This is a genomic window from Rhodococcus sp. NPDC060086 (assembly GCF_042730275.1).
Classification (GTDB): domain Bacteria; phylum Actinomycetota; class Actinomycetes; order Mycobacteriales; family Mycobacteriaceae; genus Rhodococcus.
Genome location: NZ_JBHWWZ010000014.1, coordinates 53,657 through 79,320 on the forward strand (window position 1 = coordinate 53,657; position 25,664 = coordinate 79,320).

Here is a 25,664-nt window from a genome sequence, read left to right on the forward strand (position 1 = left end):
CGGTTCCCCCCACAGTTCGCGCAGTGTTCACACGACGGTGTCGGCTCTACACGGCCGTGTCGCCCCCGAGGGCCACGTAGGCGTCGAGCGCCGCGGCCGCCCGGGCCTGCACCGCGTCGCGCAGTGGTGGCGGGCCGAGCACCCGCACGCCGGCACCGAGGCCCACCACCAGCCGCACCAGCCACTCCGGCGACGCGAACCGCAGCACCGCCTCACAACTACCGTCGGGCAGCACGGTCACGTCGGTGAGCGGGTAGTAGTCGAGCAGCCATGTGTACGACGGGGCGATCCGCAGCCGGGCGGCAGGCAACGACGGGTCCCCGGCGAACAGTTCGAGGTGTTCATCGTCGTCGAGGGCCCGTTGCGGGGGCCGCGCAGGTTCGTCGAGGACCCGAGCCTCGTCGATCCGGTCGAACCGGAACAGCCGCACGCCTTCGGCGGTGCGGCACCACGCCTGCAGATACGTGTGCTCGTCGATGAGCACGATGCGGATCGGGTCGACATCGCGTTCGGAGACGGTGTCGCGGGACGCCGAATAGTAGGTCAGGTGCACTGCACGCCGGTCGCGGACGGCCGCGCGCACGCGTGCGGCGACGGGATCGTCGGGGACCGGAGCAGCCGCGATGTCCGCGCCCGCCGCGGCGCTCCCGGCGGCCGCCTCGATCTTGGCGATGGCGCTCTGCGCTGCCGTCGGATCGACCACCCCGGGCATCTCGAGCAGGGACCGTAGTGCGACGAGCAGCACCGTCGCTTCGGTAGAGGTCAACCGCAACGGGCGGTCGATGCCCGCGGTGAACGTCACCACGATGCTCTCCTCGGAGAACGACAGGTCGATCAGGTCACCGGGGCCGTAGCCGGGCAGCCCGCACACCCACAGCTGATTCAGGTCGTCCATGATCTGTTTCGGGGTGACACCCAGATCGCGGGCGGCCTCGGCGGCGCTGATCCCCGGCCGGGCCGTGAAGTACGGCACCAGATTCAATAGCCGGGTCAAGCGCCCGGCCAGTCGGGTACTGCTCATCGACGTTCCTCCCCCACCGTGTCGTCCCCCGCGCTGCGGTCTGCCGCGTTGTGATCGGCTGCGTTGTGATCGGCTGCGTTGTGATCAGCTGTACCGGCGTGTTCTGCCGTACCACCGGCGGCGACCCGCGACAGGATCTGCCGCACCTCGTCGCGCAACTCCGGCGGGTCGAGCACCAACGCGTCGGCGCCCTGCCCCGCAAGGGTGCGGGCGATCCATTCCCCGGAGCGCAGCGGTACCTCGAACACGGAGCCGTCGCGGTCACCGATCTGCCGCGCCCCGAGCTCCCGTCCGAGCCGACGCACCTCGTACGCGCGGCCCGCAGCCACCCACACCCGCGCCGACCCGGTCACATCCCCGGGGCGGGTCGCGGCGAGCACCCGGGCCCGCAGATCCACCCCGACAGGGATCTGCACCGCACCCCGGTCCCCGACCACCGTGACCTCATCCGAGATGCGCGACAGGCGGAACGTGCGGGTCGCGGCACGATCCCGGTCATGCCCGACCAGATACCAGCGGCCGTGCACGGTCACCACACCCCACGGCTCGACCGTGCGCAGCGTCCACGGATCGGTGGGGGCACTACGATGCTCGAACTGCACGGCCTGCCGCTCGTCGACCGCGGCAAGCAACTTCTGCAGGGCAGGTTCGGAACCGCGGGCCCGCGCCGGGATCGCCGCGACCGTACCCGCCGGGTCGGCGTCGACCTGCACCCCGGCGGCCCGCAACTTGAGCAACGCGCCCTGCGCCGCCGACGTCAACTCCGGCGACTCCCACAGCGCCGCCGCGACCGCCACCGCGGCGGTCTCCTCCCGGCTCAGCTCGATCTCCGGCAACGCATAGGCGTCCCGGTTGATGCGATAGCCCTCGACGGTGGAGTACCGCGACGGCACCCCCGTCTCGAGCGGAATCCCGAGGTCCCTCAGTTCGTTCTTGTCGCGTTCGAACATGCGGCTGAACGCCTCGTCGCTCGCACACTCCGCATAACCCGCCACCGAGGCACGGATCTTCTCCGCGGTGAGGAACTGCCGGGTGGACAGCAACGCGATGACCAAGTTGACCAACCGTTCGACTTTCGAGATCGCCACGGGCCAACCCTAATGCCCCCGACGCCCACTCACCCGCCCGCATCCGTGCGGGTGAGTGCCGGGACTCGATACCGTGTCGCTCGGCGGCGGCCGCTACATCGACGCGATGAGCCGCTCTACCCGCTCGTCGACCGACCGGAACGGGTCCTTGCACAACACGGTGCGCTGCGCCTGATCGTTGAGCTTGAGATGCACCCAGTCGACCGTGAAATCACGGCCCGCCTCCTGCGCGGCGGCGATGAAATCACCACGCAGCTTCGCGCGGGTGGTCTGCGGCGGCGTGTCCACCGCCCGATCCACCGCATCGTCGGTGGTCAACCGTGTCGCCAGCCCCTTGCGCTGCAACAGATCGAACACACCCCGCCCCCGTTTGATGTCGTGATACGCCAAATCCAGCTGGGCGATCTTCGGATCCGACAACTCCATGTTGTAGCGATCCTGATACCGCTGGAACAGTTTGCGTTTGATCACCCAGTCCACTTCGGTGTCGACCTTCGCGAAATCCTGCGATTCGACGGCGTCGAGGACCCGACCCCACAGATCCACCACCTGCGCCACATGCGCATCCGGCTCGCGGTGCCGCAGATACTCCACCGCCCGCGCATGATATTCGCGTTGGATATCGAGGGCGCTGGCCTGCCGGCCCCCCGCCAACCGCACCGGGCGGCGGCCGGTCAAGTCGTGACTGACCTCCCGGATCGCGCGGATCGGATTGTCCAACGCGAAATCGCGGAACGAGATCCCGGCCTCGATCATCTCGAGCACCAACGACGCCGACCCGACCTTGAGCATCGTCGTGGTCTCCGACATGTTCGAATCGCCCACGATCACATGCAACCGCCGGTACTTCTCGGCGTCGGCGTGCGGCTCATCGCGGGTGTTGATGATCGGCCGCGACCGGGTCGTCGCCGACGACACACCCTCCCAGATGTGCTCGGCGCGCTGCGACAGGCAGAACGTCGCCGCCTTCGGCGTCTGCAGTACCTTTCCGGCCCCGCAGATCAACTGGCGGGTCACCAGGAACGGCAACAGCACATCGGAAATACGAGAGAATTCCCCGACCCGCGCCACCAGAAAATTCTCGTGGCAGCCGTACGAATTCCCGGCCGAATCGGTGTTGTTCTTGAACAGGTAGATGTCGCCGCCGATACCTTCCTCGGCGAGGCGTTCCTCCGCATCGACGAGCAGATCCTCGAGCACCCGCTCCCCCGCATGATCATGCTCGACCAGCTGAAGCAGATCGTCGCACTCGGCGGTCGCGTACTCCGGGTGGGAACCCACATCGAGATACAGGCGCGCCCCGTTCCGAAGGAACACATTCGAGCTGCGACCCCACGACACCACCCGCCGGAACAGATAGCGGGCCACCTCGTCCGGGCTCAACCTGCGATGCCCGTGGAAGGTGCACGTGACGCCGAACTCCGTCTCGATACCCATGATTCGTCGCTGCACACTTCGACAGTACCGCGCACACCCGACCCCGAGCGGGTGCAACGCATCTACAGTTCCCACCTGTGACCTTCCACCGACAGACCCGCGACGCCGACCATGCGCTCTTCACGCTCACCGACCGTGTTCCGACCGCCGTCGATTCGACTTTCCGCCGACTCACCCGCAGCGCCGATCACAGTGTCCTGTGGATGGGGTGCGCCGCGGTGTGCGTCCTGTACGGCGGCCGGGCCCGCCGCGGCGCGGTCCGCGGGCTGTTGTCGGTGGCCGGTGCCAGTGCGCTGGCCAACGCTGCCCTCAAACCACTGCTGCCCCGCCGACGTCCCCCGGCCCGCACCGACCCCCGATTCGCGCGGCGCCTCGTGCCGATCCCCCGGTCCTCGTCGTTCCCGTCCGGGCATGCCGCCTCGGCGGCAGCCTTCGCCACCGGGGTGGCACTCGAATCACCGGCGGCAGGCGCGATGCTGGCCCCGCTCGCGGCCGCCGTCGCCTATTCACGGGTCCACACCGGGGTGCATTGGCCCAGCGATGTCCTCGTCGGTGCCGCCGTGGGCTCCGCGGTCGCGCTGTCCACCCGGCGCTGGTGGGCGGTCCGCACCGCGGAACCGGCCCGCGTCGACACCGCCGCCGATGCCCCGGCACTGCCCGGCGGCCGTGGGCTGCTGGTGGTGGTCAACCCGCAGTCCGGCAGCAGCGACACCATCGCAGCGGACCTCGCCGAACTGCTTCCACAGGCCCGCATCGAACTCCTCGACCCCGACACCGATCTCGAGGAGCACCTCGAACAACTCGTCACCACCGTCCGCCCCCGGGCGCTGGGGGTGTGCGGCGGGGACGGCACCGTCGCGACCGGCGCCGCGTTCGCGCACCGTCATGACCTACCGCTCGCGGTGTTCCCCGGCGGCACCCTCAACCATTTCGCCCTCGACGTCGGCTCCGGCACCACCGGCGACACGGCCCGCGCCGTCACCGGTGGACTCGCGGCCCGCATCGACCTCGGTGCGGTGACCGTCACCGGCCCCCACGGACACCGCAACCGGATTTTCCTCAACACCGCCAGCCTCGGCGGCTACCCCGATTCGGTGCGGCTCCGGGAGCTGTGGGAACCCCGCATCGGGAAATGGCCCGCCGCGGCCGCCGCGATGGTCGCGGTACTCGCCACCGCCAGCCCGATACAGGCCCGGGTGGACGGCATCGACACGGCACTGTGGTTGCTGTTCATCGGCAACGGCCACTATCGGCCCACCGATCAGGTGCCGATGTCGCGGACCGCTCTCGATGCCGGCACTCTCGACGTGCGGTACCTGCGCGCCGATCGGCGCTGGTCGCGCACGCGGCTGTTGTTCGCGGCCGCCACCGGCACCCTCGGCAGCACCGCCGTGTACCAGCAGCGTGACGTCACGTCGGTGTCGGTGCGGCTGGGCGGACCGCCGGTCGCGTTGGCGACCGACGGAGAAGTCAGCGCCGACGGTACCGCCTTCGAGGTGAAAGCGGTACCGACGGCGCTGACCGTGTACCGATTACCGGATGCTCAGCTCGCACCCTGATCGGTGCCGTCGTCGTCCCCAGTGTTCTCGGTCGCGGTATCGGACGGGGCAGCTGCCGCGGTGGCCGCAGGCAGCAGAGCATCGAGTGCCGCACCGGAGATACGCCGAAACGCACGCCGCGGCCGGGACCGTTCGAGCACCGCCACTTCCAGCTCCCCGCGACCGAGGACACGCCCGGCGGCATCACCCCCGGTCGACGTACCCTTCTGCAATGCGGACACGGCCACCTCGATCGCCGCCGCCAAGTCCAGTCCCGGACGGTACGACTCGCGCACAGCCGTCAGGATCGGTTCGGTGTTTCCGCCCATCACCACGAACTGCGGCTCGTCGACGATCGACCCGTCGTAGGTGATGCGGTACAGCTGCGCCGACGCATCATCGCCCGCACGACCGACCTCCGCGACACAGATCTCCACCTCGTACGGCTTCGGCTGATCGGTGAAGATCGTCCCGAGGGTCTGCGCGTACGCATTCGCCAGCGACCGGCCCGTCACATCCCGCCGATCGTACGAATAGCCGAGCATGTCGGCGCGCATGATCCCCGACCGCCGCAGACTCTCGAACTCGTTGTACTTGCCCACCGCGGCGAACCCGAGCCGGTCGTACAGCTCACTGATCTTGTGCAGCGCCTTCGACGGATTCTCCGCCACGAACACCACACCGTCGGAATAGATCAACGCGATCACACTGCGTCCCCGGGCGATGCCCTTGCGGGCCAGCTCCGAACGATCACGCATGATCTGCTCGGCGGACGCATAATACGGCAACGTCATCGGGCACCTCCTGCAGTACGGTCGACCACGATTGCCTGCGCCAACTCCGCCAACACCGCTTCCGGAACCACTACTGCCCCGGCCGCGGTGATCGCCACCGCGGTCGGATAGATCCCGCGGGTGGTATCCGGGCCACCGGTCGCCGAATCATCGTCGGCCGCGTCGTACAACGACTCGACCGCGATGCGCAGCGCAGCCGCTTCGTCGGCGTCGGCGCGGTAGAGCTTCTTGAGCGCCGACTTCGCGAACACCGACCCGGACCCCACCGCGTGATACCCGGCGCGTTCCTCGTAGCGACCACCGACCACGTCGTACGACACGATCCGCCCCGCCCGCCGCACATCCGACGCATCCACATCGAACCCGACGAGCAACGGCACCACCGCAAGACCCTGCATCGCCGCCCCGAGATTGCCGCGCACCATCGACGCCAGCCGGTTCGCTTTACCGTCGAAGGTCAGCGAGACACCCTCGATCTTCTCGTAGTGCTCGAGCTCGACCGCGAACAAGCGCACCATCTCGACGGCCAACCCCGCCGTGCCGGCGATACCCGCCGCCGAGTACGCGTCGGTGACGAACACCTTCTCCACGTCACGTGACGCAATCATGTTGCCCATCGTGGCGCGCCGGTCGCCCGCGAGGATCACCCCACCGTCGAACGTGACCGCCACGATCGTCGTGCCGTGCGGTGCGAGCTCACCGAAACTACCCTGCTCACGCACGAACCGGTTCTCCGGCAACAACTCCGGCGCATACGCCCGCAAATGATCGGTGAACGACGACAACGGGGACGCGAGGTGCAGGCGACCCTGCACCTCGCGGTAAGGAAGCGAGGATCTGTCCGCTGTCACTGGCCACCCTTCTGCACATACGCCCGGACGAAGTCCTCCGCATTCTCCTCGAGCACATCATCGATCTCGTCGAGGAGATCGTCGGTCTCCGAGGCCAGCTTCTCACGGCGTTCCTGACCCGCACCGCCGTCGCCGGTCACCTCGTCGTCGTCTCCGCCGCCACCGCGTGTGGTCTGCTCCTGCGCCATAGCCGCGACCTCCTCCTGCACTCGAGTGGCACACGACCCCGGTCGGCGACCGTGCCGCACACCACGACATTGCTCTCCACACTACCGAGCAGAGGCGACCGCGCGCGGCGTCCCGGCGCGTGTCGCGACCCCACCACCCCACACCCGTGCGGGCATCGGAAGGTCAGTGAGTGAGCTGATCGACCAGTTCCGCAGCCGACTGCGCCGTCTCGAGCAGCTCCCCGACATGCGCGCGACTGCCCCGCAACGGCTCGAGAGTCGGGATCCGCACCAGCGACTCACCCCCGAGATCGAAAATCACCGAATCCCACGACGCCGCTGCAATATCGGCACCGAACCGGCGCAGACACTCACCACGGAAATACGCGCGGGTGTCCGTCGGCGGGGAGTGCACCGCATCGAGCACCTGCTGTTCGGTGACCAGACGTTGCATCGACCCGCGGGCCACCAGCCGGTTGTACAGGCCCTTGTCGAGACGCACATCCGAATACTGCAGATCCACCATGTGCAGCCGCGGCGCCGACCAGGCCAGCGACTCCCGCTGCCGGAATCCCTCGAGCAACCGCAGCTTCGCGGGCCAATCCAACAGATCCGCGCACTCCATCGGGTCCCGCTCGAGCAGATCGAGCACCATCGCCCACTTGTCGAGAATGTCGAGCACCCGTGCATCGTCGGTGCCGTCGTGGAACTTCGCAGCCCGCTCGTGGTACAGACGCTGCAACGCCAGACCCGTGACCTCCCGGCCGTCGGACAACGCCACCGTCTTCCGCAGCGTCGGATCGTGACTGATGTGATGCACCGCCGTGACCGGCCGCGCCAACTGCAGATCCGACAGATCGACACCCGCCTCGATCAGATCGAGCACCAACGCGGTCGTACCGACCTTCAGGTACGTGGACATCTCCGCCAGGTTCGCATCACCGATGATCACATGCAGACGCCGATACTTGTCGGGATCGGCGTGCGGCTCGTCGCGGGTGTTGATGATGCCGCGCTTGAGGGTGGTCTCCAACCCGACCTCGACCTCGATGTAATCGGCACGCTGCGACAGCTGGAAACCCGGTTCGTCCCCGGACTGCCCGATCCCCACCCGCCCCGACCCGCAGATCACCTGCCGGGACGCGAAGAACGGGGTCAGCCCCGCCACCACCGCTGAGAACGGGGTGTCCCGCGCCATCAGGTAATTCTCGTGCGTGCCGTAGGACGCGCCCTTACCGTCGACGTTGTTCTTGTACAACTGCAGGCGCGGCGCTCCCGGCACACTCGACGCATGCCGCGCCGCGGCCTCCATCACCCGCTCGCCTGCCTTGTCCCAGATCACCGCATCGAGCGGGTCGGTGACCTCCGGTGCCGAGAACTCCGGATGCGCATGATCGACATACAGGCGCGCCCCATTGGTGAGAATCATGTTCGCCGCCCCGACCTCGTCGGCGTCGATCACCGGCGCCGGGCCGTTGAACCGCCCCAGATCGAACCCACGGGCATCCCGCAAGGGCGACTCCACCTCGTAATCCCACCGGGTCCGCTTCGCGCGCGGCACTCCCGCCGCCGCCGCGTACGCGAGCACCGCCTGGGTGGACGTGAGAATGGGGTTCGCTGTGGGGTCACTGGGCGACGAAATCCCGTACTCGACCTCGATACCGATGATCCGCTGCATACCATCGAGACTAGGTGATCGAGGACCCCGCGCCCGTGCGGCGGGCCGCACAATCCAGATAGCTCGACGCATCGATCAGCCGCAACACCGCCCCGACCGGCCACGGCGCCCACCCGGCCCCCGGATCACATCCGATGGTCGGGTCCGTGACCGGCACCCGCCGCCCCCGGGTGAGCAGCACCGCACCCCCGGCCGCCCGCACGTTACGGACCCAGTCGGTGTCGGTGCCATAGGTCAACGCCACCCGGAACCGCGCACCATCGGTGAACAACAACACCGGAGTCCGGTACTGCCGCCCCGACCGACGACCACGATGCTCGACGACACCGGCGCCCGGCAGAAACCGGGCTACCGGTGTCGCAATCCGATTCGTGGCCACCCGATTGACCCGGGCCAGCACACGCGGCAACGGCATGAGGCGTCCTACAGGTACTGGCCGGTGTTCGACTCGGTGTCGATCGCGCGGCTCGCGCTTGCATTCTTGCCCGTGACCAGCGTGCGGATGTACACGATCCGCTCGCCCTTCTTCCCGGAGATCCGCGCCCAGTCGTCGGGGTTGGTGGTGTTCGGCAGATCCTCGTTCTCGGCGAACTCGTCGACGATCGAGTCGAGCAGATGCTGCACCCGCAGACCGTTCGTCCCGGTGTCCAGCACCGCCTTGATCGCGTACTTCTTCGCGCGGTCGACGATGTTCTGGATCATCGCACCCGAGTTGAAGTCCTTGAAGTACAGGACCTCCTTGTCGCCGTTGGCGTAGGTGACCTCCAGGAACCGGTTCTCCTCCGACTCCGCGTACATCCGATCGACCACCCGCTCGATCATCGCCCGCACACACGCCGTCCGATCGCCACCGAACTCGGCGATGTCGTCGGCGTGCACCGGCAACTGCTCGGTCAGGTACTTCGAGAAGATGTCGAGCGCCGCCTCCGCATCGGGACGCTCGATCTTGATCTTCACATCGAGCCGGCCCGGCCGCAGGATCGCCGGGTCGATCATGTCCTCACGGTTGGAGGCACCGATGACGATGACATTCTCGAGCCCCTCGACACCGTCGATCTCACTGAGCAACTGCGGCACCACCGTCGTCTCCACATCCGACGACACACCCGAACCGCGGGTACGGAAAATCGAATCCATCTCGTCGAAGAACACGATCACCGGAGTGCCCTCGGACGCCTTCTCCCGAGCCCGCTGGAAAATCATCCGAATGTGCCGCTCGGTTTCACCGACGAACTTGTTGAGCAGCTCCGGACCCTTGATGTTGAGGAAGAAGGACTTCGCCTCCTTCGAATCCTCACCGCGGGCCTCAGCGATCTTCTTCGCCAGCGAATTCGCCACCGCCTTCGCGATGAGAGTCTTACCGCACCCAGGTGGGCCGTACAACAGCACACCCTTCGGTGGTCGCAGCGCATACTCGCGAAACAGATCCTTGTGCAGGAACGGCAACTCGACCGCATCGCGGATCTGCTCGATCTGCCGACCCAGACCACCGATATCACCGTAGTCGACGTCCGGCACCTCCTCGAGCACCAGATCCTCGACCTCGGCCTTCGGGATCCGCTCGAACGCGTACCCGGCCTTACTGTCGACCAGCAACGAATCACCCGAGCGCAGCGTCAACCGGTCACCGTTCTCGTCGATGACATCCTCGACCGACGAATCGAGAGTGCGGGCCGCGATCTGCGCGAGCGGCTCCGACAGCCACACCACCCGCTCCTCGTCGGCATGCCCGACCACCAACGCGCGGCGCCCGTCGTCGAGCAGCTCGCGCAACGTGGTGATTTCCCCGACCTGCTCGAACCCGCCGACCTCGACGACCGTCAACGCCTCGTTCAGACGCACCGTCCGGCCCGTCCGGAACGATTCGACCTCGAGATTCGGGGAGACCCCCACCCGCATCTTGCGGCCCGACGTGAACACATCGACAGTGCTGTCCTCGAACGCCTCGAGCAACACCCCGTACCCGCTGGGCGGCTGACCGAGCCGATCGACCTCTTCGCGGAGCGTGAGCAACTGCTGCCGGGCCTCCTTGAGAGTCTCGAGCAGCTTCCCGTTACGTATCGTGACCGACTCGAGCCGCGACTCGAGGTCGCGGAGCCGATCGGACGGTTCGGTGAGCCTGGTCCGGAGGGCGACCACCTCGGCGCGCAGTTCTTCGAGTTCCCGTGCGGCAGCACCCGAGTCCGGTTTCTCTGACGAGCTCATGTGCGACTCCCTCCACTTGGTCATTCCACGCTACCGGCAGTTCACCGAAAAGTGGGGGGTGACACGAAATCCTGGTGTTGCGAACGCGTGTCGTCCCTGTCACGGCGCCACGGCGACACACCCCTCCGCCGCACTGTTAGCCTTACCTAATCTCGATGCTCGTGCCGTTTCGTCTGTTCCCGAAAGGACCACTTCTGTGAACACCCGCACCCTCTGGGCCGCTGCGGCCACCGTCCTCGCCGTCACCGCACTGCCCGCCTGTTCCTCGGAGAACGACACCACCACCGAGACGTCGACCACGACCCCCACCAGCGCCGACGCAACCGCCGCCACCACCGGCACCGTCGACGCACCCGTCACGGCCGCCGACCTCCAGACACAGATGGACGTGTTCTTCGACCCCGCCGCCCCCGTCGCCGCCAAGGTCGCCGTCATCGAAAACGGCGAGGCCCGCACCGCCGTGATCACCCAGTTCAACGAAGTACTCACCGGCTACCCGCTCACCGCCACGGTCGCAGAGGTCACCGGCATCGACGACACCACCGTCACCGCCGTCACCGAGGTCACCGGCCCACACGGCGGCGCGCCCCTGACGCTCACCTTCACCGAGGCCGACGACGCATGGCTGCTCGCCGACGACAGCACCTGCTCCCTCCTCGAACTGGGACGCCTGACCTGCGAGTGAACCGACACTCCCCCGACCAGCGGCCGGCGTCTCAGCCCTTGCTGGGACGCCGCTGCGGTCTCGGCGTGACAGTCCCCTCCGCCAACTTCCGGGCCGACACCAGGAACGCGGTATGCCCCTGCATACGATGCTCCGGCCGCACCGCCAACCCCACCACATGCCAGTCCCGCACGATCGACTCCCACGACCGCGGCTCGGTCCAGCACGTCTGCTCACGCATCGCCTCGACGACCTTCGACAACTGCGTCACCGTCGCCACATACACGATCAACACACCACCGGGCACCAACGCATTCGCCACCGCAGGCAACGCATCCCACGGCGCCAACATGTCCAGCACCACCCGATCCACCGGCCCGTGCTTCTCGACGTCGTACGACGCGACATCGGCGACCGTCAGATCCCAGTTCGCCGGACGCTCCCCGAAGAACGTCTCCACATTGCGCACCGCATGCACCGCATGATCGTCGCGCACCTCGTACGAGATCACCGAGCCCTCCGGGCCCACCGCCCGCAGCAGCGAACACGTCAACGCACCCGACCCGGCACCCGCCTCGAGAACACGCGCCCCCGGGAACATGTCGCCCTCGTGCACGATCTGCGCCGCATCCTTCGGATAGATCACCTGCGCCCCACGCGGCATCGACAGCACATAATCGACCAGCAGCGGACGCAACGCCAGATACGGCGTGCCGTTCGTCGAGGTCACCACCGTGCCCTCGTCCGTACCGATCAGATCGTCATGCAGGATCCCGCCGCGATGGGTGTGGAACTCCTTACCCGGCTCGAGCACCACGGTGTACTTGCGGCCCTTGGCGTCGGTCAACTGCACCCGATCGCCCACCTCGAACGGTCCGCTGCGCCCGAGTCCGCCTACTGCCATCGCCGTGCCACCTTCACCTACATACAACCGCCACACTCGTGACGCCAGACCCGACACGGTGCCAGGCCGCACACCAGCCTGCCAGGTGACCGCAGGTGAGCCCCCACGCACCCCACACCCACCGGCCCTGCCATCATCGAAAGCTCATACTCGACCAGACCCGGGAGACCGACCGCGTGAGCGACACCGCCTATTTCGTGCCCATCCCCGCACCCGAAAGCACACGCGAGCGCACCCCACCCGACACCCACGTCGAATACTTCCGACCCACCCGCCACACCGTCAGCACCTGGGGTCCCGACCTGCAGCACGGCGCACCCCCGTCCGCCCTACTCGCCCGCGCCCTCGCCCGCCACCTGCCGCGCCCCGACACCCGGCTCTCCCGCCTCTGCATCGACCTGCTCGGCCCCGTACCGCTGACCGACATCGAAGTGCGCACCCGCCTCGACCGGCCTGGCCGCCAGATCGAACTCGTCGTCGCCGAACTGTGGGCCACCACCCCCGGCGGCACCGCACGCGCCGTGGCGCGCGGCACCGGCTGGCGCCTTCAGACCCACGACCTCCCCGGCGTCGCCCGCACCTCCGAACCGGCACTGACCCCCATCGACCCCGCCGCCGAGCCCTCCGACATGACCCTGTTCGGGCTCAGCGGCTACATCGACACCCTCGACTGGCACATCGTGACCCCACTCGGAGTACCCGGGCCGTCCGCCGCATGGCTCCGCGCCCGCCTCGACCTCGTCGAAGGGGAAACCCCCACCTGCCTCGAACGACTCTTCACCGTCGCCGACGTCGCCAACGGCATCGGATCGAAACTCGACCCCGCACACTGGCTGTTCCTCAACACCGACCTGACCGTCCACCTGTTCCGCGAACCCAGCAGCCACTGGACCGGCATCTCCGCGGAAACCTCCGTCGGCCCCGACGGCATCGGCATGACCACCGGAGTACTCCACGACGAACACGGCCCGCTCGGACGCATCACCCAGAACGTGCAAGTGCGGCCCCGCTGACGCGAGACCGCACCCGTCACCCACCCCCAGCAGGGGGCACCGTTCACTCGCCCGCGACGCCCCGCATCGCACGGCACGACCGGATGTCCGACGCCAGGATCGCGCGGGCACCGAGCTCCGCAAGCTGATCCATCACCGCATTGTGACCCTTACGCGACACCATCGCCCGCACCGCCACCGAATAATCGTTCGCCAGCGGCGAGATCGTCGGCGACTCCAAACCCGGCGTCACCTTCACCGCGGCGTCGAGCAAATGCTTCGGGCAGTCGTAATCGATCATCACGTACTGCTGCGCGAACACCACGCCCTCGAGCCGGGCAATCAACTGGTTACGAGCCCGATCGGTCCGATCCGCACCCTCCCGCTCGATCAGCACACCCTCCGAATCGCACAGGGACTCACCGAACGCCACCAGATCATGCTGCCGCAGCGTGCGACCCGACCCCACCACATCGGCAATCGCATCCGCGACACCGAGCTGGATCGAGATCTCCACCGCACCATCGAGCCGAATCACCGTCGCCTCGATACCCCGCTCCGCCAGATCCTGACGCACCAGATTCGCGTACGACGTCGCGACCCGCAGACCCTGCAGATCCTCGATCTTCCACGCCCGATCCTTCGGACCCGCATACCGGAACCGCGACGACCCGAACCCCAACGACAACCGCTCGCTGACCGGCGCACCCGAATCCAACGCCAGATCCCGGCCGGTGATCCCCAGATCCAACTCACCCGACCCGACGTAGATCGCGATGTCCTTCGGACGCAAGAAAAAGAACTCGACCTCGTTGACCGGATCGATCACAGTCAGATCCCGAGAATCGGAACGCCAGCGGTAACCGGCCTCCCTCAAAATCTCGGCGGCGGACTCGGACAACGAACCCTTGTTGGGAACCGCAACGCGCAGCATGGAAGAAACCTTTCAGACAGAAGGGGACACGAAGATTCGATCAGGACACATCCGGGGCACGGACGGCGCACCCGCCACCGAGGCGACGCTCACCGGCCGTCACAGATGCTTGTAGATGTCCTCGAGCTTCAGTCCACGCCCCACCATCAACACCTGCGTCCAGTACAGCAGCTGCGAGATCTCCTCGGCGAGCTCCTCATCGGACTGGTACTCGGCGGCGATCCACACTTCGCCGGCTTCCTCGAGTACCTTCTTGCCCTGCGCATGGACACCGGCATCCAACGCAGCAACGGTGCCGGAACCCTCAGGGCGGGTCGCAGCACGCTCGGTCAGCTCGGCGAACAGGGATTCGAAGGTCTTCACGGAAACCGATTGTTTCATGCCGCGGCCCCGCACCCACAATCAGGACACCGGTCCACTCACCACGACAACTCCCGCACACTGTCGAACCGACGCACCCGACCACTCACCGGATCCGTGAACTCCAACGTGCGCGCCAGCAACTGCAACGGATCGGTGAACTGCCCCGGCGCGCGGCGCACGAACACCGGATAGAAATTGTCCCCCTCGATCGGCACACCCAACGACAACAGGTGCAACCGCAACTGATGCGTACGCCCCGTGCGCGGAAACAACCGATACCGCGCCCGACCGCCACGATGCTCGACGAGCTCGATCCGAGTCTCCGAATTCGGCTCGCCGGGCACCTGCGTCGCCGTCAACTCACCATGCCGCTTGACGATTTTCGTCCGCACCGTACGCGGAAACTCCAGCTCGGGCCGATACCCCGCGATCGCCTCGTACACCTTGCGCACCCGCTGCCGCTCGAACAACTCCTGATACGGGCGTCGCAACGCCGGATCACTCGTACACAGCAACACCCCGGCAGTCATCCGATCGAGCCGATGCACCGGCACCAGATCCGGCAGATCCAGATCCCGCCGTAACCGCACCGTCACCGTCTCCCGGATGTGCGCACCCCGCGGAATCGTCGACAGAAACGGCGGCTTGTCGACCACCACCAGCCCATCGCCGCGATACAACACCTCCACCGGGAACGGCACCGGCGTCTCCGGCGGCGGCTCACGATAGAAATACACGAACCGGCCCGGCTGGAACCGGGTCAGCTCATCCACCGGCCGCCCATGCTCATCGACAAGCTCCCGCGCCGCCATCCGAGTGTGCCAATCCTCCTCCGGATGCTCCTCGATCAGGAACCCGAGCACCGTGCGCGCGGCACCCTCGGCCGGCATCCGGAGACGATCCGGACCCAACCCGTCACGCACCGGCAACGGTGCGCCGGCCATGTCAGGACCCGGCTTCGGCAGCGCCCTCGACAGCAGCGCCCTCGAAGACTCGCTCCGGAACACACCCCTCACACACCAACGTCAACTCACGAGCGTTGACATCGGGATGATTGCGATACCGCGACGTGGGGGCCCCGCACAACGTGCAGCGACCCAACGTGACAGCGTCCTCGGAGAACTCCACATTCATCCGACCGTCGAACACGTACAGCGAACCCTCCCACAACCCGGCATCACCGAACGTCTCGCCGTACCGGACGATCCCACCGTCGAGCTGGTACACCTCTTCGAAACCACGATTGCGCATCAACACCGACAACACCTCGCACCGCACCCCACCCGTGCAGTACGTGACCACCGGCTTCGACTTGAGATGGTCGTACCGGCCACTGTCCAGCTCGGCAACGAAATCGCGGGTGGTGTCCACATCGGGCACCACCGCATCCCGGAACCGCCCGATCTGTGCCTCGAGCCTGTTTCGGCCGTCGAAGAACACCACGTCGTCCCGCTCCGCCATCAACGCGTGCACGGCGAGCGGCGACAGATGCGTCCCACCGCCGACGACACCGTTCTCGTCGACCTCGACCTCGTCCGGCGTACCGAACGTGACGATCTCGGGGCGCACCTTCACCGACAACCGCGGGAAATCGTCGCCGGTGCCGTCGGACCACTTGACGTCGACATCGCGGAACGCCGGATAGCTGCGCAACCCCCGCACATACCTCTTCACCGCCGCGATATCGCCACCGACAGTGCCGTTGATCCCGTGCTCGGAGATCAGAATTCGGCCCGTCAACCCGTTCGACGCAGCCAGGGTGTACTGCCACAACCGGATTGCCTCCGGATCCGGCAACGCCGTGAACTTGTAGAACAGGACGATCTTCGGAACGGCCACGATCACTGCCGACCGGATGCGTACAGCACGTGCAGATCAGCCGCAGAAAGACCTTCCAGCGTCGATCGGAACACCCGCCGCGGCGAAACAGGCACCGTCGTCAATGACGGCACCACCAGCACCGTGCAGCCCGCCGCATCCGCCGCCGCCGCCCCGGTCGGAGAATCCTCCACCGCCAGACACTGCGCCGGATCGAGACCCAGCAACTCCGCCGCCCGCAGATACGGCGCCGGATCCGGCTTGCCCGCAGGCACCTCGTCACCGCACACCGTGTGATCGAAATGGTCGCGGCCGAGAGTGTCGAGCGCAACATCGCACAACGTCCGGCCGGTGTTGGTCACCAACACCTGCCCGAGCCCCGAAGCCCGTACCGACCCCAGAGCCTCCCGCGCACCCGGCCGCCACGGCAACCCCTGCGTGAACAACTCCGACATGTACGCGTTGAGCCAGTCCTCCGCGGCGGTCTGCTCGTCGGGCGTCGGAGCGAGCCCGAGACCGTCGAACGTCCGCCACACCGACAGATCCAGCGGACCGCCGATCGTCGAGATCCGCGTCTCCTCCGACATCGGCCCACCCAGATGCAGCGACAACTCCCGCATCCCGATGTCCCACAACTGCTCCGACTCGAGCAGCGTGCCGTCCATGTCCCACAACACCGCCTGCAACGCACCCGTCCCGCTCGTCGAACCGGATACGTTGCTGATCAACTCAGACATTGAAGTACTTGGCCTCCGGGTGATGCAGAACGAACGCATCGGTGGACTGCTCGGGATGCAACTGCAACTCCTCCGACAACACCACCCCGATGCGCTCGGGCTCGAGCAACTCGACGAGCTTGATCCGATCCTCGAGATCCGGGCACGCGCCGTAACCGAACGCGAAACGAGCACCCCGGTACGCGAGCTTGAAATACTCGGCCACATCGTCCGGATCCTCGTCCGCAGCAGTACCGCCACCGGAGAACGCCAGCTCCTGCCGGACCCGCCGATGCCAGTACTCGGCCAGGGCCTCGGTCAACTGCACACCGATGCCGTGTACCTCCAGATAGTCGCGATACGAGTTCGCCGCGAACAACTCGTTCGCAAAATCCGCGATCGGCTGACCCATCGTCACCAACTGGAACGGCCACACATCGACCTGACCCGACTCGATCGCATCCTTACGCGACCGCACGAAATCGGCAATGCACAAAAACCGCGACCGCTGCTGACGCGGGAACGTGAACCGGTACCGCTCCGGAGCATCCGGACGCGGCTCCGTCAAGATCACCACATCGTCGCCCTCGGACACCGCAGGGAAGTACCCGTACACAACCGCAGCATGCTGCAGGATGCCCTCGGTCGACAACCGGTCCAGCCAGTACCGCAACCGCGGCCGACCCTCGGTCTCCACCAACTCCTCGTACGACGGACCGTCACCGGCACGCTGCCCGCGCAACCCCCATTGCCCGAGGAACAACGCCCGCTCGTCCACCAACGACGCATAGTCGGCCAACGCGATGCCCTTGACCACCCGTGTACCCCAGAACGGAGGCGCAGGCACCGGCAGATTCGCCGCCACATCACTGCGCTCGGGGATCACGGCCGGAGTCTCCTCCGCCTTACGCTTCTCCGCGATCCGCTTACTACGCTCGTGCCGCTCCTTGCGGTCGGCTGCCTTGCGCGCGGCTTCGAGCGCCTCCGGGCTGTCCGGATCCGGACCCTCCCCGCGCTTGATCGCCATGACACGATCCATCAACGACAGGCCCTCGAACGCATCGCGCGCGTACGACACCTCACCCGCATACACGTCTGCGAGATTGTTCTCGACGTAGCTCCGGGTCAGCGCCGCGCCGCCGAGGAGCACTGGGAACTGATCCGCAACACCTCGAGAGTTCAGCTCCTCGAGGTTCTCCTTCATCACCACGGTCGACTTCACCAGCAGACCTGACATTCCGATGACGTCGGCGCGCTTGTCGATCGCCGCATCGAGGATCGTTGCGATCGGCTGCTTGATACCGAGGTTGACCACCTCGTACCCGTTGTTCGACAGGATGATGTCCACGAGGTTCTTACCGATGTCGTGCACATCGCCCTTGACGGTCGCCAGCACGATCCGGCCCTTGCCGTCGTCACCCGTCGACTCCATGTGCGGCTCGAGATGCGCCACCGCCGCCTTCATCACTTCGGCGGACTGCAACACGAACGGCAACTGCATCTGTCCCGATCCGAACAGCTCACCGACCGTCTTCATCCCCGACAGCAACGTCTCGTTGATGATCTCCAGCGGAGGCACCGCCGTCATCGCCTCGGTGAGATCGGCCTCGAGTCCGTTCCGCTCCCCGTCGACGATCCGCCGCTCCAAGCGTTCGAACAACGGCAGCGCAGCAAGCTCCTGCGCGCGTGATTCGCGCGCCGACGCCGCCGACACCCCCTCGAACAGCTGCATCAGCTTCTGCAGCGGGTCGTAACCCTCGCGGCGGCGGTCGTACACCAGATCCAACGCGACCTGCCGATGCTCGTCGGGAATCCGCACCATCGGCAGAATCTTCGACGCATGCACGATCGCCGTATCGAGACCCGCCTCGGTGCACTCGTTCAAGAACACCGAGTTGAGTACCTGCCGCGCGGCCGGATTCAGACCGAACGACACATTGGACACACCGAGAGTGAAATGCACCCGCGGATGCAGACGGTGGAGCTCGCGGATCGCCTCGATCGTCTCGATCGCGTCGCGTCGCACCTCCTCCTGCCCAGTCGAAATGGGGAACGTCAACGCATCGACGATGATGTCGTCGGGATCGAGGCCCCAGTTCTCCGTCAGGTCCGTGATCAGACGCTCGGCGATACGCACCTTGTGCTCGGCCGTACGTGCCTGACCTTCCTCGTCGATCGTCAGTGCCACCACTGCGGCACCGTGCTCGGCGACGTGCTCCATGATCCGCTGGAACCGCGACCCCGGCCCCGCACCGTCCTCGTAGTTCACCGAGTTCACGGCGCACCGACCACCGAGATGCTCGAGGCCCGCCCGGATCACCTCCGGCTCGGTCGAGTCGATCATGATGGGCAGTGTCGATGCGGTGGCGAACCGCGATGCGAGCTCCGCCATATCGAGTGCGCCGTCACGACCCACGTAGTCGACATTGAGGTCGAGCATGTGCGCACCGTCGCGCACCTGGTCCTTCGCGGCGTCGACGCACTTCTCCCAGTCGCCGGCGAGCATCGCCTCACGGAACGCCTTCGACCCGTTCGTGTTGGTGCGCTCACCGATCATCAGGATCGACGCGTCCTGCTCGAAAGACACCGCCGTATACAGCGACGACACACCCGGCTCATGTTCCGGGTTCCGCTGCGCAGGCTGCGCCTCGCGCACCGCGGCGGCAACCTGACGGACATGCTCGGGAGTCGTGCCGCAGCACCCACCGACCAGCGCCAGACCGAACTCCGACACGAACCCGGCCAATGCGTCGGCCAGCTCCGCGGGCGTGAGCGGATACTCGGCACCGTTCTTCCCCAGCACAGGCAGACCTGCGTTCGGCATCACCGACACCGGGATACGGGCGTGCTGCGACAGGTACCGCAGGTGCTCGCTCATCTCGGCGGGCCCCGTCGCGCAATTCAACCCGATCAGATCGATACCGAGAGGTTCCAACGCAGTGAGGGCCGCTCCGATCTCGGAACCGAGCAGCATCGTGCCCGTGGTCTCGACCGTGACATGCGCGATGATCGGGACCCGCCTGCCCGCCTGTTCCATGGCGCGGCGACTACCGATGATCGCGGCTTTCGCCTGAAGCAGGTCCTGGCAGGTCTCGACGAGGATCGCATCGGCACCACCGTCGAGCATGCCCAGCGCGGCTTCGCCGTATGCATCGCGCAGCACGTCGAACGGCGCATGACCGAGGGTGGGTAACTTGGTACCCGGTCCCATCGAACCCAGCACCATCCGAGGCACACCGTCGGCGGACGGACCCATCTCGTCCGCCACCTCCCGCGCAAGCCGGGTGCCACGCTCGGAAAGGTCACGAATCCGGTCGGAAATGTCGTAATCGGCGAGGTTGGGCAAGTTGCAGCCGAAGGTGTTCGTCGAGACGATGTCGGCCCCGGCTTCGAAGTACGCCCGGTGGATCCCCTTGATCACATCGGGACGAGTCTCGTTCAAGATCTCGTTGCACCCCTCGAGGCCGCGGAAGTCGTCGAGCGACAGATCCGCGTCCTGCAACATGGTGCCCATCGCCCCATCTCCGATGACAACGCGCTGCTTCAGCGCATCGAACAAGGCAGAGTTCAGTGGGGTGGACATGGCAACCAGAGTAGTGGGCGCGCAAACCGCACCCCGCCGTAGGCTGGACGGGTGAGTGCAAGTGAGTATCCCGAGACCCCGGAGCAGGCCGTTCCCGACTTCAGAAACCCGGTGCTCGTCGCCGCATTCGAAGGATGGAACGATGCAGGCGACGCCGCTACCGGGGCTGTCGAGCACCTCGAACTGATCTGGGACGCCGAACCCTTCGCCGAACTGGACTCCGAGGAGTACTACGACTACCAGGTCAACCGCCCCCAGGCCCGCCTCGTCGACGGCGTGACCCGACAGATCGACTGGCCCGCGACGCGCCTGTCCGCATGCTCCCCGCCGGGCAGCGACCAAGACATCGTCCTGCTGCGTGGCATCGAACCCAACATGCGGTGGCGCAGCTTCTGCGACGCGATCCTCGAACTCATCGACGACCTGGGAATCCACACCGTCATCGTGCTCGGCGCACTGCTCGCCGACACCCCGCACACGCGCCCGGTACCCGTGACGGGCACCGCCTACAGCGCCGAAGCAGCCAAACGGTTCAACCTCGAGAAGTCCCGGTACGAAGGACCGACCGGCATCAACGGGGTCCTACAGGATGCCTGCGTGCGCGCGGGAATCCCCGCTGTGTCTTTCTGGGCGGCCGTCCCCCACTACGTGTCGCATCCACCGAACCCCAAGGCCACCGTTGCGCTGCTGCGCCGCGTCGAAGACGTCCTCGACGTCGAGGTTCCACTCGGTGAACTCCCCGCACTCGCCGAGGAATGGGAAGAAACCGTCACCTCGATGACCGAGGACGACGAAGACATCAGCGACTACGTCCGCAGCCTCGAAGAAGCCGGCGACGCAGAAACCGACATCTCCGAGGTCATCTCCAAGATCGACGGTGATGCACTCGCCGCCGAATTCGAACGCTATCTGCGAAGGAGAGGCCCCGGCGGGTTCGCTCAGTGAACGGACTCCGCGAGCCCATCCAGCGCGCGGCGCTCTACATCGGTGGATTCCTCGGTCCGTTCGGCGGTGGCGTCGTCGTGTCGATGCTCCCCGAAATCGGGGAAGACACCGGTGTCTCCGCAGGGGTCGCCGCGACCACAGTCACCGCGTACTTGGGTGTGTTCGCCGTCTTCATGTTGTTCTCCGGGACCCTCGGCGCCCGCTGGGGCCGGTTGCGGACGGTGCGTACCGCATACGTGATGTACGCGGTGGTCTCGATCGCTGCAGCACTCGCGCCGACGTTCTCACTGCTGATCGGCGCCCGAATGCTGCAGGGTGCAGGCAACGCATTCACCACTCCCCTGTTGCTGGCGGCCCTGGCCGCAATCACTCCTCGTGCCTCCCTCGGGCGTGCGCTCGGCCTGTTCGGCGCGATGCAGGCCGCCGGGCAGACCACGGCGCCGCTCGTCGGGGGTCTCGCTGCCGAAGTGAACTGGAGGTGGGCGTTCGTCGTACTCGCCGCCGCAGCGGTCGTACTCGCCGTGATCGGCCTGCCCGGTCGGATGGACGAGGCGGAGGATGGCTCGGCTCGCCTCCGTGACGCACTGCGGCCACGGGTGCTCCGCGTGGGGGTGGTCGCGCTCCTCGGCTTCGGAGCGCTCGGCGGCTTGGGGTTCCTTCTTGCGTTCCGGGTAGAGGACGACTTCGGTCTCTCTCCCGCAGGGCGAGGTGCGCTGCTCACGGTGTTCGGGCTGGCAGGGATCCTCACGGCCCGCCGTGTGGGCACGCTCATCGACCGGATCGGTGCGCACCGCGCGGTACTGATCGGGGCAGTTGCCGGCGGTGTCCTCGTCGTCGCAGCGGGGACGCTCGGCAGCATTGCCGTCATCGCGGTGGTGTGGTTCGTCGCCGGGATTGCCTCGCAGTGCGTCCTGGTGGCCGCGAACGCCGCGGTCCTCGGCGACGCCGGCGGCAATCGAGGTGGCGCAGTCTCGGTGGTCCTGGCATTTCGCTTCGGCGGTGCGGCCCTGGCACCCGTCGCATTGACTCCCCTGTATGCCACGTATCCGCTCGCGGCGTTCATTGTGCCTGCGGTGCTGCTGGCAGTGGTGGCGCCCTTGGTCATGCCTGCGGATTCGACGCCCGCAACCGACCGGTGAGCAAAGCTAGTGCCTCTTTGATTGGTGAGGTCAGGTGGGAAGTGGTGTAGATATTCTGTTTTTCTAGTTGTTCCGTATAGTTCAGAATATTTGAAGGCACGCTGCGGTTTGGATCGAACTACCCTCGGCGACCCTCTTTCACCCGCACTACGCGGGCGTTTCTCTACATCGACTCGATCAGGTGCTCACTCCCCCGATTCCCCGGGAGACCCTCGCGGCCCCCAGGGAATCCCCCTCATTCGAGGGAGCGAAAACTCCCGGGCTCAGCGCTACTCCCCCACCGGGAGTGCCCGCAAGGACTTCACCGTCGCATCGACGGCACGCGCGGCTTCAGCACCCTTGGTGACGAAGTGGCGCGTGTAGTAGCCGACGTGCTCCTCGTGCTCGTGGAAGTGGTGCGGGGTCAGCACGATCGAGAAGACAGGAACATCCGTGTCGAGCTGGACGCGCATCAAGCCGTCGATCACGGCCGTCGCCACGAAGTCGTGCCGGTAGATACCACCGTCCACAACCAGGCCGGCGGCGACGATCGCGTCGTACCGGCCGGAGCGCGCGAGGCGCTGGGCGTGCAGCGGAATCTCGAACGCTCCCGGCACCTCGAAGTAATCGAGTGAGTCCTTCGCGTAACCCAGGGCAACGATCTCGTCGGTGAAGCCTTCCTTCGCCTGGTCGACGATAGTGCGGTGCCAAGTGGCCTGGATGAACGCGATACGGCGCGCGGTGTCACTCATATCGATGAAGTTAGCGCATGCACCTACCGCACTTTGCGGGTTGTACCGACGTGACGCGCGTTACAGCACCGTCATTTCGTTTAACTAGGTATTCCGTCTTGTACAGACTGTTAGTGTGACGGATGTGATGCAACAGGACCCATCGGACGCCGCCGAAACCGCCGCCGGCCCCAAGCCGGAACGGCCGATCGACATCTACCGCCGCGCGTCGGTGTGCCTGGACGCGTGCCTGCCTCTGGGGTGGACGATGTCCAGCGACAGGCCCCGCTCCCCCGAGGCCCCGCAACGCCTCGTTGTCACCGCACCCGACGGTGAATCGGTGTCGTTCGCGATCGTCGCATCGCGGGGTGTCCTCAGCGGCGACGTCGCGCGCATCGTCGCCGAACTCTCCGACTCCGACCGCGGCTTCGTGTGCGCGCACTACCTGTCCGATCCTGTTCGCCGTCAATTCGACCAGCACGGCATCTCTTACGCGGACGCCACCGGAAATCTCACGCTGGTCGCGTCACGGCCCGCCGTATGGGTACGTAATCGTGGCGCCGACGCAGATCCCTGGCGGGGGCCGGGGCGCCCCTCCGGTGTCCTGACCGGGGAACCGTCCGACCGTGTGGTCCGTGCCCTCGCCGACCACTCCGGTGAGATGACGGTGCCCCAGCTGATCACACTCTCCGGGGCATCCACCGGCGCGACCTACCGCGTGGTGGAAGTCCTGGTGGAACGCGAGCTCATCCGGCGAATCCCCCGCGGTGGCATCACCGAAGTCCGGTGGGAACAGATGCTGCGCGCCTGGGCCGCCGATCGCAAAATGTGCGCGACGCGCCGGTTCGCAGCACCGGACGGCCTCGATATCGTGCGCAACCAGCTCGCCGAGCGGATCGACATCACCTACGCCCTCAGCGGTGTCGGCGCCACCGACTACGCACAACCCGACGTCCTCGAGCTGTACGCAGACGACCCCGACGACTTCGCGGGGGCATTGGGATTGCGCCCCGTCGATCGCGGTGGCGACGTGGTGATCGCGATTCCGTGGTCGCCGGTGGTCTTCGACCGAATGGAACGCTCCGGGGCACTGCGGAGGGTTGCTCCGTCGCACGTCTACGCAGACCTGTTGTCCGGCCCGTTCCGCAATCAGGAGGCGGCGGAACATCTGCGTGCGCAGCTCACCGCCGACGAAGCGCACTGGCGTCGCCCCGTCCACTGACCGGGTCGCCGAGTCCCTGTACGGTTCGGAGAGGCAGTACACGCGTAACAGGAGGTTCGGCCGGGATGGATTCCACATCGGCGGTCGGGGGTCTTACCTCGGCGCTCGACTCGGCAGCATTGGGGAAGCGCTCGAGCGGCCGCAGGCCCGCGGTATTCCTCGACTACGACGGCGTGCTCACCCCCATCGTCGACCGACCCGAAGATGCGGTCCTGTCCGACACGATGCGCGCCATCGTCCGCGCCTTGGCCGACCGCTGCCCCGTCTGCATCATCACCGGCCGCGACCGCGCGGTCGTCCAGCAGTTGATGGGGATCGACGACCTCACCGTCGCGGGAAGTCACGGCTTCGACATCTGGATGCCCGGGCAAGGTGCCATCTCCCCTGATTCCCTCGGCGACTTCACCGAACTCGTCGCCGAGGCCACTGCCACATTGCGCGACCGACTCGCCGACACCGACGGGGTCACCCTCGAACCGAAGCGGGCCTCCGTGGCCGTGCACTATCGCAATGCCGCACCTCAGGAGCGTCAGCGCGTCCACGACATCGTCCACGCATTGCTCGCCGAGATGCCCGATCGCCTCGAGGTCATCCCCGGGAAGATGGTGTACGAGCTGCGGCCTGCGGTCGACTGGAACAAGGGCAAGGCAGTCCTGCACCTGATCGATGTGCTCGGCCTAGATTCCGACGACATCGTCCCGATGTACCTCGGCGACGACATCACCGACGAGGACGCATTCGCTGCCCTCCGCGGCACGGGGATCGGGATTCTCGTGGGCAGCCCCGACGACCCGGAGATGAAAGATAGGGTCACCGCAGCCGAATTCGGGCTCGCGTCGGTGGACGACGTGGCACGCTTCCTCTCCGAATTGGAATGTTGACCAGTATGTGACCG

Annotated in this window: 24 protein-coding genes; 7 read left to right on the forward strand and 17 right to left on the reverse strand. The window is 66.6% G+C overall.

Annotated elements, in window-relative coordinates; all coding sequences use genetic code 11:
• Positions 1-46: 46 nt before the first annotated feature.
• The 3 genes from ACFWB0_RS11150 to pafA all read right to left on the reverse strand — a co-directional run bounded on the left by ACFWB0_RS11150 (position 47) and on the right by pafA (position 3,561).
• Positions 47-1,021, reverse strand: a complete 975-nt coding sequence (locus tag ACFWB0_RS11150; protein ID WP_378490499.1) for a helix-turn-helix transcriptional regulator — start codon at positions 1,019-1,021, stop codon at positions 47-49.
• On the reverse strand, positions 1,018-2,109 hold the full coding sequence (locus tag ACFWB0_RS11155; protein ID WP_378490500.1) for a helix-turn-helix transcriptional regulator: 1,092 nt from the start codon (positions 2,107-2,109) through the stop codon (positions 1,018-1,020). Before ACFWB0_RS11155 ends, ACFWB0_RS11150 begins: the two co-directional genes overlap by 4 nt.
• Positions 2,110-2,202: 93 nt before the next feature.
• Positions 2,203-3,561 carry a Pup--protein ligase gene (pafA, locus tag ACFWB0_RS11160; RefSeq protein ID WP_378490501.1) on the reverse strand — a complete coding sequence of 453 codons (1,359 nt, stop codon included), beginning with the start codon at positions 3,559-3,561 and terminating at the stop codon, positions 2,203-2,205.
• Positions 3,562-3,623: 62 nt separating this feature from the next.
• On the opposite strand from pafA, the gene ACFWB0_RS11165 reads away from it, so the two are divergent.
• Positions 3,624-5,105, forward strand: coding sequence for a bifunctional phosphatase PAP2/diacylglycerol kinase family protein (locus tag ACFWB0_RS11165; RefSeq protein WP_378490502.1), 1,482 nt, complete (start codon positions 3,624-3,626; stop codon positions 5,103-5,105).
• On the opposite strand, the gene prcA is transcribed toward ACFWB0_RS11165, so the two are convergent.
• The 6 genes from prcA to arc form a co-directional block, all read right to left on the reverse strand.
• Entirely contained in the window at positions 5,090-5,878 is a 789-nt protein-coding gene (gene prcA / locus ACFWB0_RS11170; RefSeq protein WP_378490503.1) for a proteasome subunit alpha, read from the reverse strand. The two genes, ACFWB0_RS11165 and prcA, sit on opposite strands and share 16 nt — an antisense overlap.
• Entirely contained in the window at positions 5,875-6,729 is an 855-nt protein-coding gene (gene prcB, locus ACFWB0_RS11175) for a proteasome subunit beta (protein WP_378490504.1), read from the reverse strand. The genes prcA and prcB overlap by 4 nt, the downstream gene beginning before the upstream one ends.
• A complete protein-coding gene (locus ACFWB0_RS11180) occupies positions 6,726-6,917 on the reverse strand; it encodes a ubiquitin-like protein Pup (protein ID WP_169690235.1) in 192 nt (63 codons plus the stop codon). The genes prcB and ACFWB0_RS11180 overlap by 4 nt, the downstream gene beginning before the upstream one ends.
• A 163-nt stretch (positions 6,918-7,080) precedes the next feature.
• Positions 7,081-8,574 (reverse strand): depupylase/deamidase Dop, encoded by a 1,494-nt coding sequence (dop, locus tag ACFWB0_RS11185; RefSeq protein WP_378490505.1) that lies wholly within the window; start codon positions 8,572-8,574, stop codon positions 7,081-7,083.
• Between the two features lie 10 nt (positions 8,575-8,584).
• Positions 8,585-8,989, reverse strand: coding sequence for a nitroreductase/quinone reductase family protein (locus ACFWB0_RS11190; RefSeq protein ID WP_378490506.1), 405 nt, complete (start codon positions 8,987-8,989; stop codon positions 8,585-8,587).
• 8 nt (positions 8,990-8,997) lie between these two features.
• Positions 8,998-10,779 carry a proteasome ATPase gene (arc, locus tag ACFWB0_RS11195; RefSeq protein WP_378490507.1) on the reverse strand — a complete coding sequence of 594 codons (1,782 nt, stop codon included), beginning with the start codon at positions 10,777-10,779 and terminating at the stop codon, positions 8,998-9,000.
• Positions 10,780-10,975: 196 nt separating this feature from the next.
• On the opposite strand from arc, the gene ACFWB0_RS11200 reads away from it, so the two are divergent.
• On the forward strand, positions 10,976-11,464 hold the full coding sequence (locus ACFWB0_RS11200; protein ID WP_378490508.1) for a nuclear transport factor 2 family protein: 489 nt from the start codon (positions 10,976-10,978) through the stop codon (positions 11,462-11,464).
• Positions 11,465-11,495: 31 nt separating this feature from the next.
• Here the strand turns inward: ACFWB0_RS11200 and ACFWB0_RS11205 are convergent, their stop codons facing one another.
• Entirely contained in the window at positions 11,496-12,347 is an 852-nt protein-coding gene (locus tag ACFWB0_RS11205) for a tRNA (adenine-N1)-methyltransferase (protein ID WP_378490509.1), read from the reverse strand.
• A gap of 176 nt (positions 12,348-12,523) precedes the next feature.
• Between ACFWB0_RS11205 and ACFWB0_RS11210 the strand changes: the two genes are divergently transcribed.
• Positions 12,524-13,360 (forward strand): thioesterase family protein, encoded by an 837-nt coding sequence (locus ACFWB0_RS11210; RefSeq protein WP_378490510.1) that lies wholly within the window; start codon positions 12,524-12,526, stop codon positions 13,358-13,360.
• Between the two features lie 43 nt (positions 13,361-13,403).
• Here the strand turns inward: ACFWB0_RS11210 and hisG are convergent, their stop codons facing one another.
• The 6 genes from hisG to metH form a co-directional block, all read right to left on the reverse strand.
• A complete protein-coding gene (gene hisG / locus ACFWB0_RS11215; RefSeq protein WP_378490511.1) occupies positions 13,404-14,273 on the reverse strand; it encodes an ATP phosphoribosyltransferase in 870 nt (289 codons plus the stop codon).
• Positions 14,274-14,372: 99 nt separating this feature from the next.
• Entirely contained in the window at positions 14,373-14,654 is a 282-nt protein-coding gene (locus ACFWB0_RS11220; RefSeq protein ID WP_378490512.1) for a phosphoribosyl-ATP diphosphatase, read from the reverse strand.
• 38 nt (positions 14,655-14,692) lie between these two features.
• On the reverse strand, positions 14,693-15,580 hold the full coding sequence (locus ACFWB0_RS11225; protein WP_378490513.1) for a pseudouridine synthase: 888 nt from the start codon (positions 15,578-15,580) through the stop codon (positions 14,693-14,695).
• 1 nt (position 15,581) lies between these two features.
• The gene (locus ACFWB0_RS11230) at positions 15,582-16,475 is read right to left on the reverse strand and encodes a rhodanese-related sulfurtransferase (RefSeq protein WP_378490514.1); all 894 of its coding nucleotides are present in this window, start codon (positions 16,473-16,475) and stop codon (positions 15,582-15,584) included.
• 2 nt (positions 16,476-16,477) lie between these two features.
• Positions 16,478-17,191: an HAD family hydrolase gene (locus ACFWB0_RS11235; RefSeq protein ID WP_378490515.1), complete on the reverse strand. Its 714-nt coding sequence runs from the start codon at positions 17,189-17,191 to the stop codon at positions 16,478-16,480.
• Positions 17,184-20,753 carry a methionine synthase gene (metH, locus tag ACFWB0_RS11240; protein ID WP_378490516.1) on the reverse strand — a complete coding sequence of 1,190 codons (3,570 nt, stop codon included), beginning with the start codon at positions 20,751-20,753 and terminating at the stop codon, positions 17,184-17,186. Before metH ends, ACFWB0_RS11235 begins: the two co-directional genes overlap by 8 nt.
• 51 nt (positions 20,754-20,804) lie before the next feature.
• Here metH and ACFWB0_RS11245 point away from each other — a divergent pair, with 51 nt between their 5' ends.
• Together ACFWB0_RS11245 and ACFWB0_RS11250 are read left to right on the forward strand one after the other, a co-directional pair.
• Entirely contained in the window at positions 20,805-21,698 is an 894-nt protein-coding gene (locus ACFWB0_RS11245; RefSeq protein ID WP_378490517.1) for a PAC2 family protein, read from the forward strand.
• Positions 21,695-22,837, forward strand: coding sequence for an MFS transporter (locus tag ACFWB0_RS11250; protein ID WP_378490518.1), 1,143 nt, complete (start codon positions 21,695-21,697; stop codon positions 22,835-22,837). Before ACFWB0_RS11245 ends, ACFWB0_RS11250 begins: the two co-directional genes overlap by 4 nt.
• 269 nt (positions 22,838-23,106) lie before the next feature.
• On the opposite strand, the gene ACFWB0_RS11255 is transcribed toward ACFWB0_RS11250, so the two are convergent.
• On the reverse strand, positions 23,107-23,568 hold the full coding sequence (locus ACFWB0_RS11255; protein ID WP_378490519.1) for a 6,7-dimethyl-8-ribityllumazine synthase: 462 nt from the start codon (positions 23,566-23,568) through the stop codon (positions 23,107-23,109).
• A gap of 127 nt (positions 23,569-23,695) precedes the next feature.
• Here ACFWB0_RS11255 and ACFWB0_RS11260 point away from each other — a divergent pair, with 127 nt between their 5' ends.
• Positions 23,696-24,769: a helix-turn-helix domain-containing protein gene (locus tag ACFWB0_RS11260; protein WP_378490538.1), complete on the forward strand. Its 1,074-nt coding sequence runs from the start codon at positions 23,696-23,698 to the stop codon at positions 24,767-24,769.
• A 65-nt stretch (positions 24,770-24,834) separates the two neighbouring features.
• Positions 24,835-25,650, forward strand: coding sequence for a trehalose-phosphatase (gene otsB / locus ACFWB0_RS11265; protein ID WP_378490520.1), 816 nt, complete (start codon positions 24,835-24,837; stop codon positions 25,648-25,650).
• Positions 25,651-25,664 lie beyond the last annotated feature (14 nt).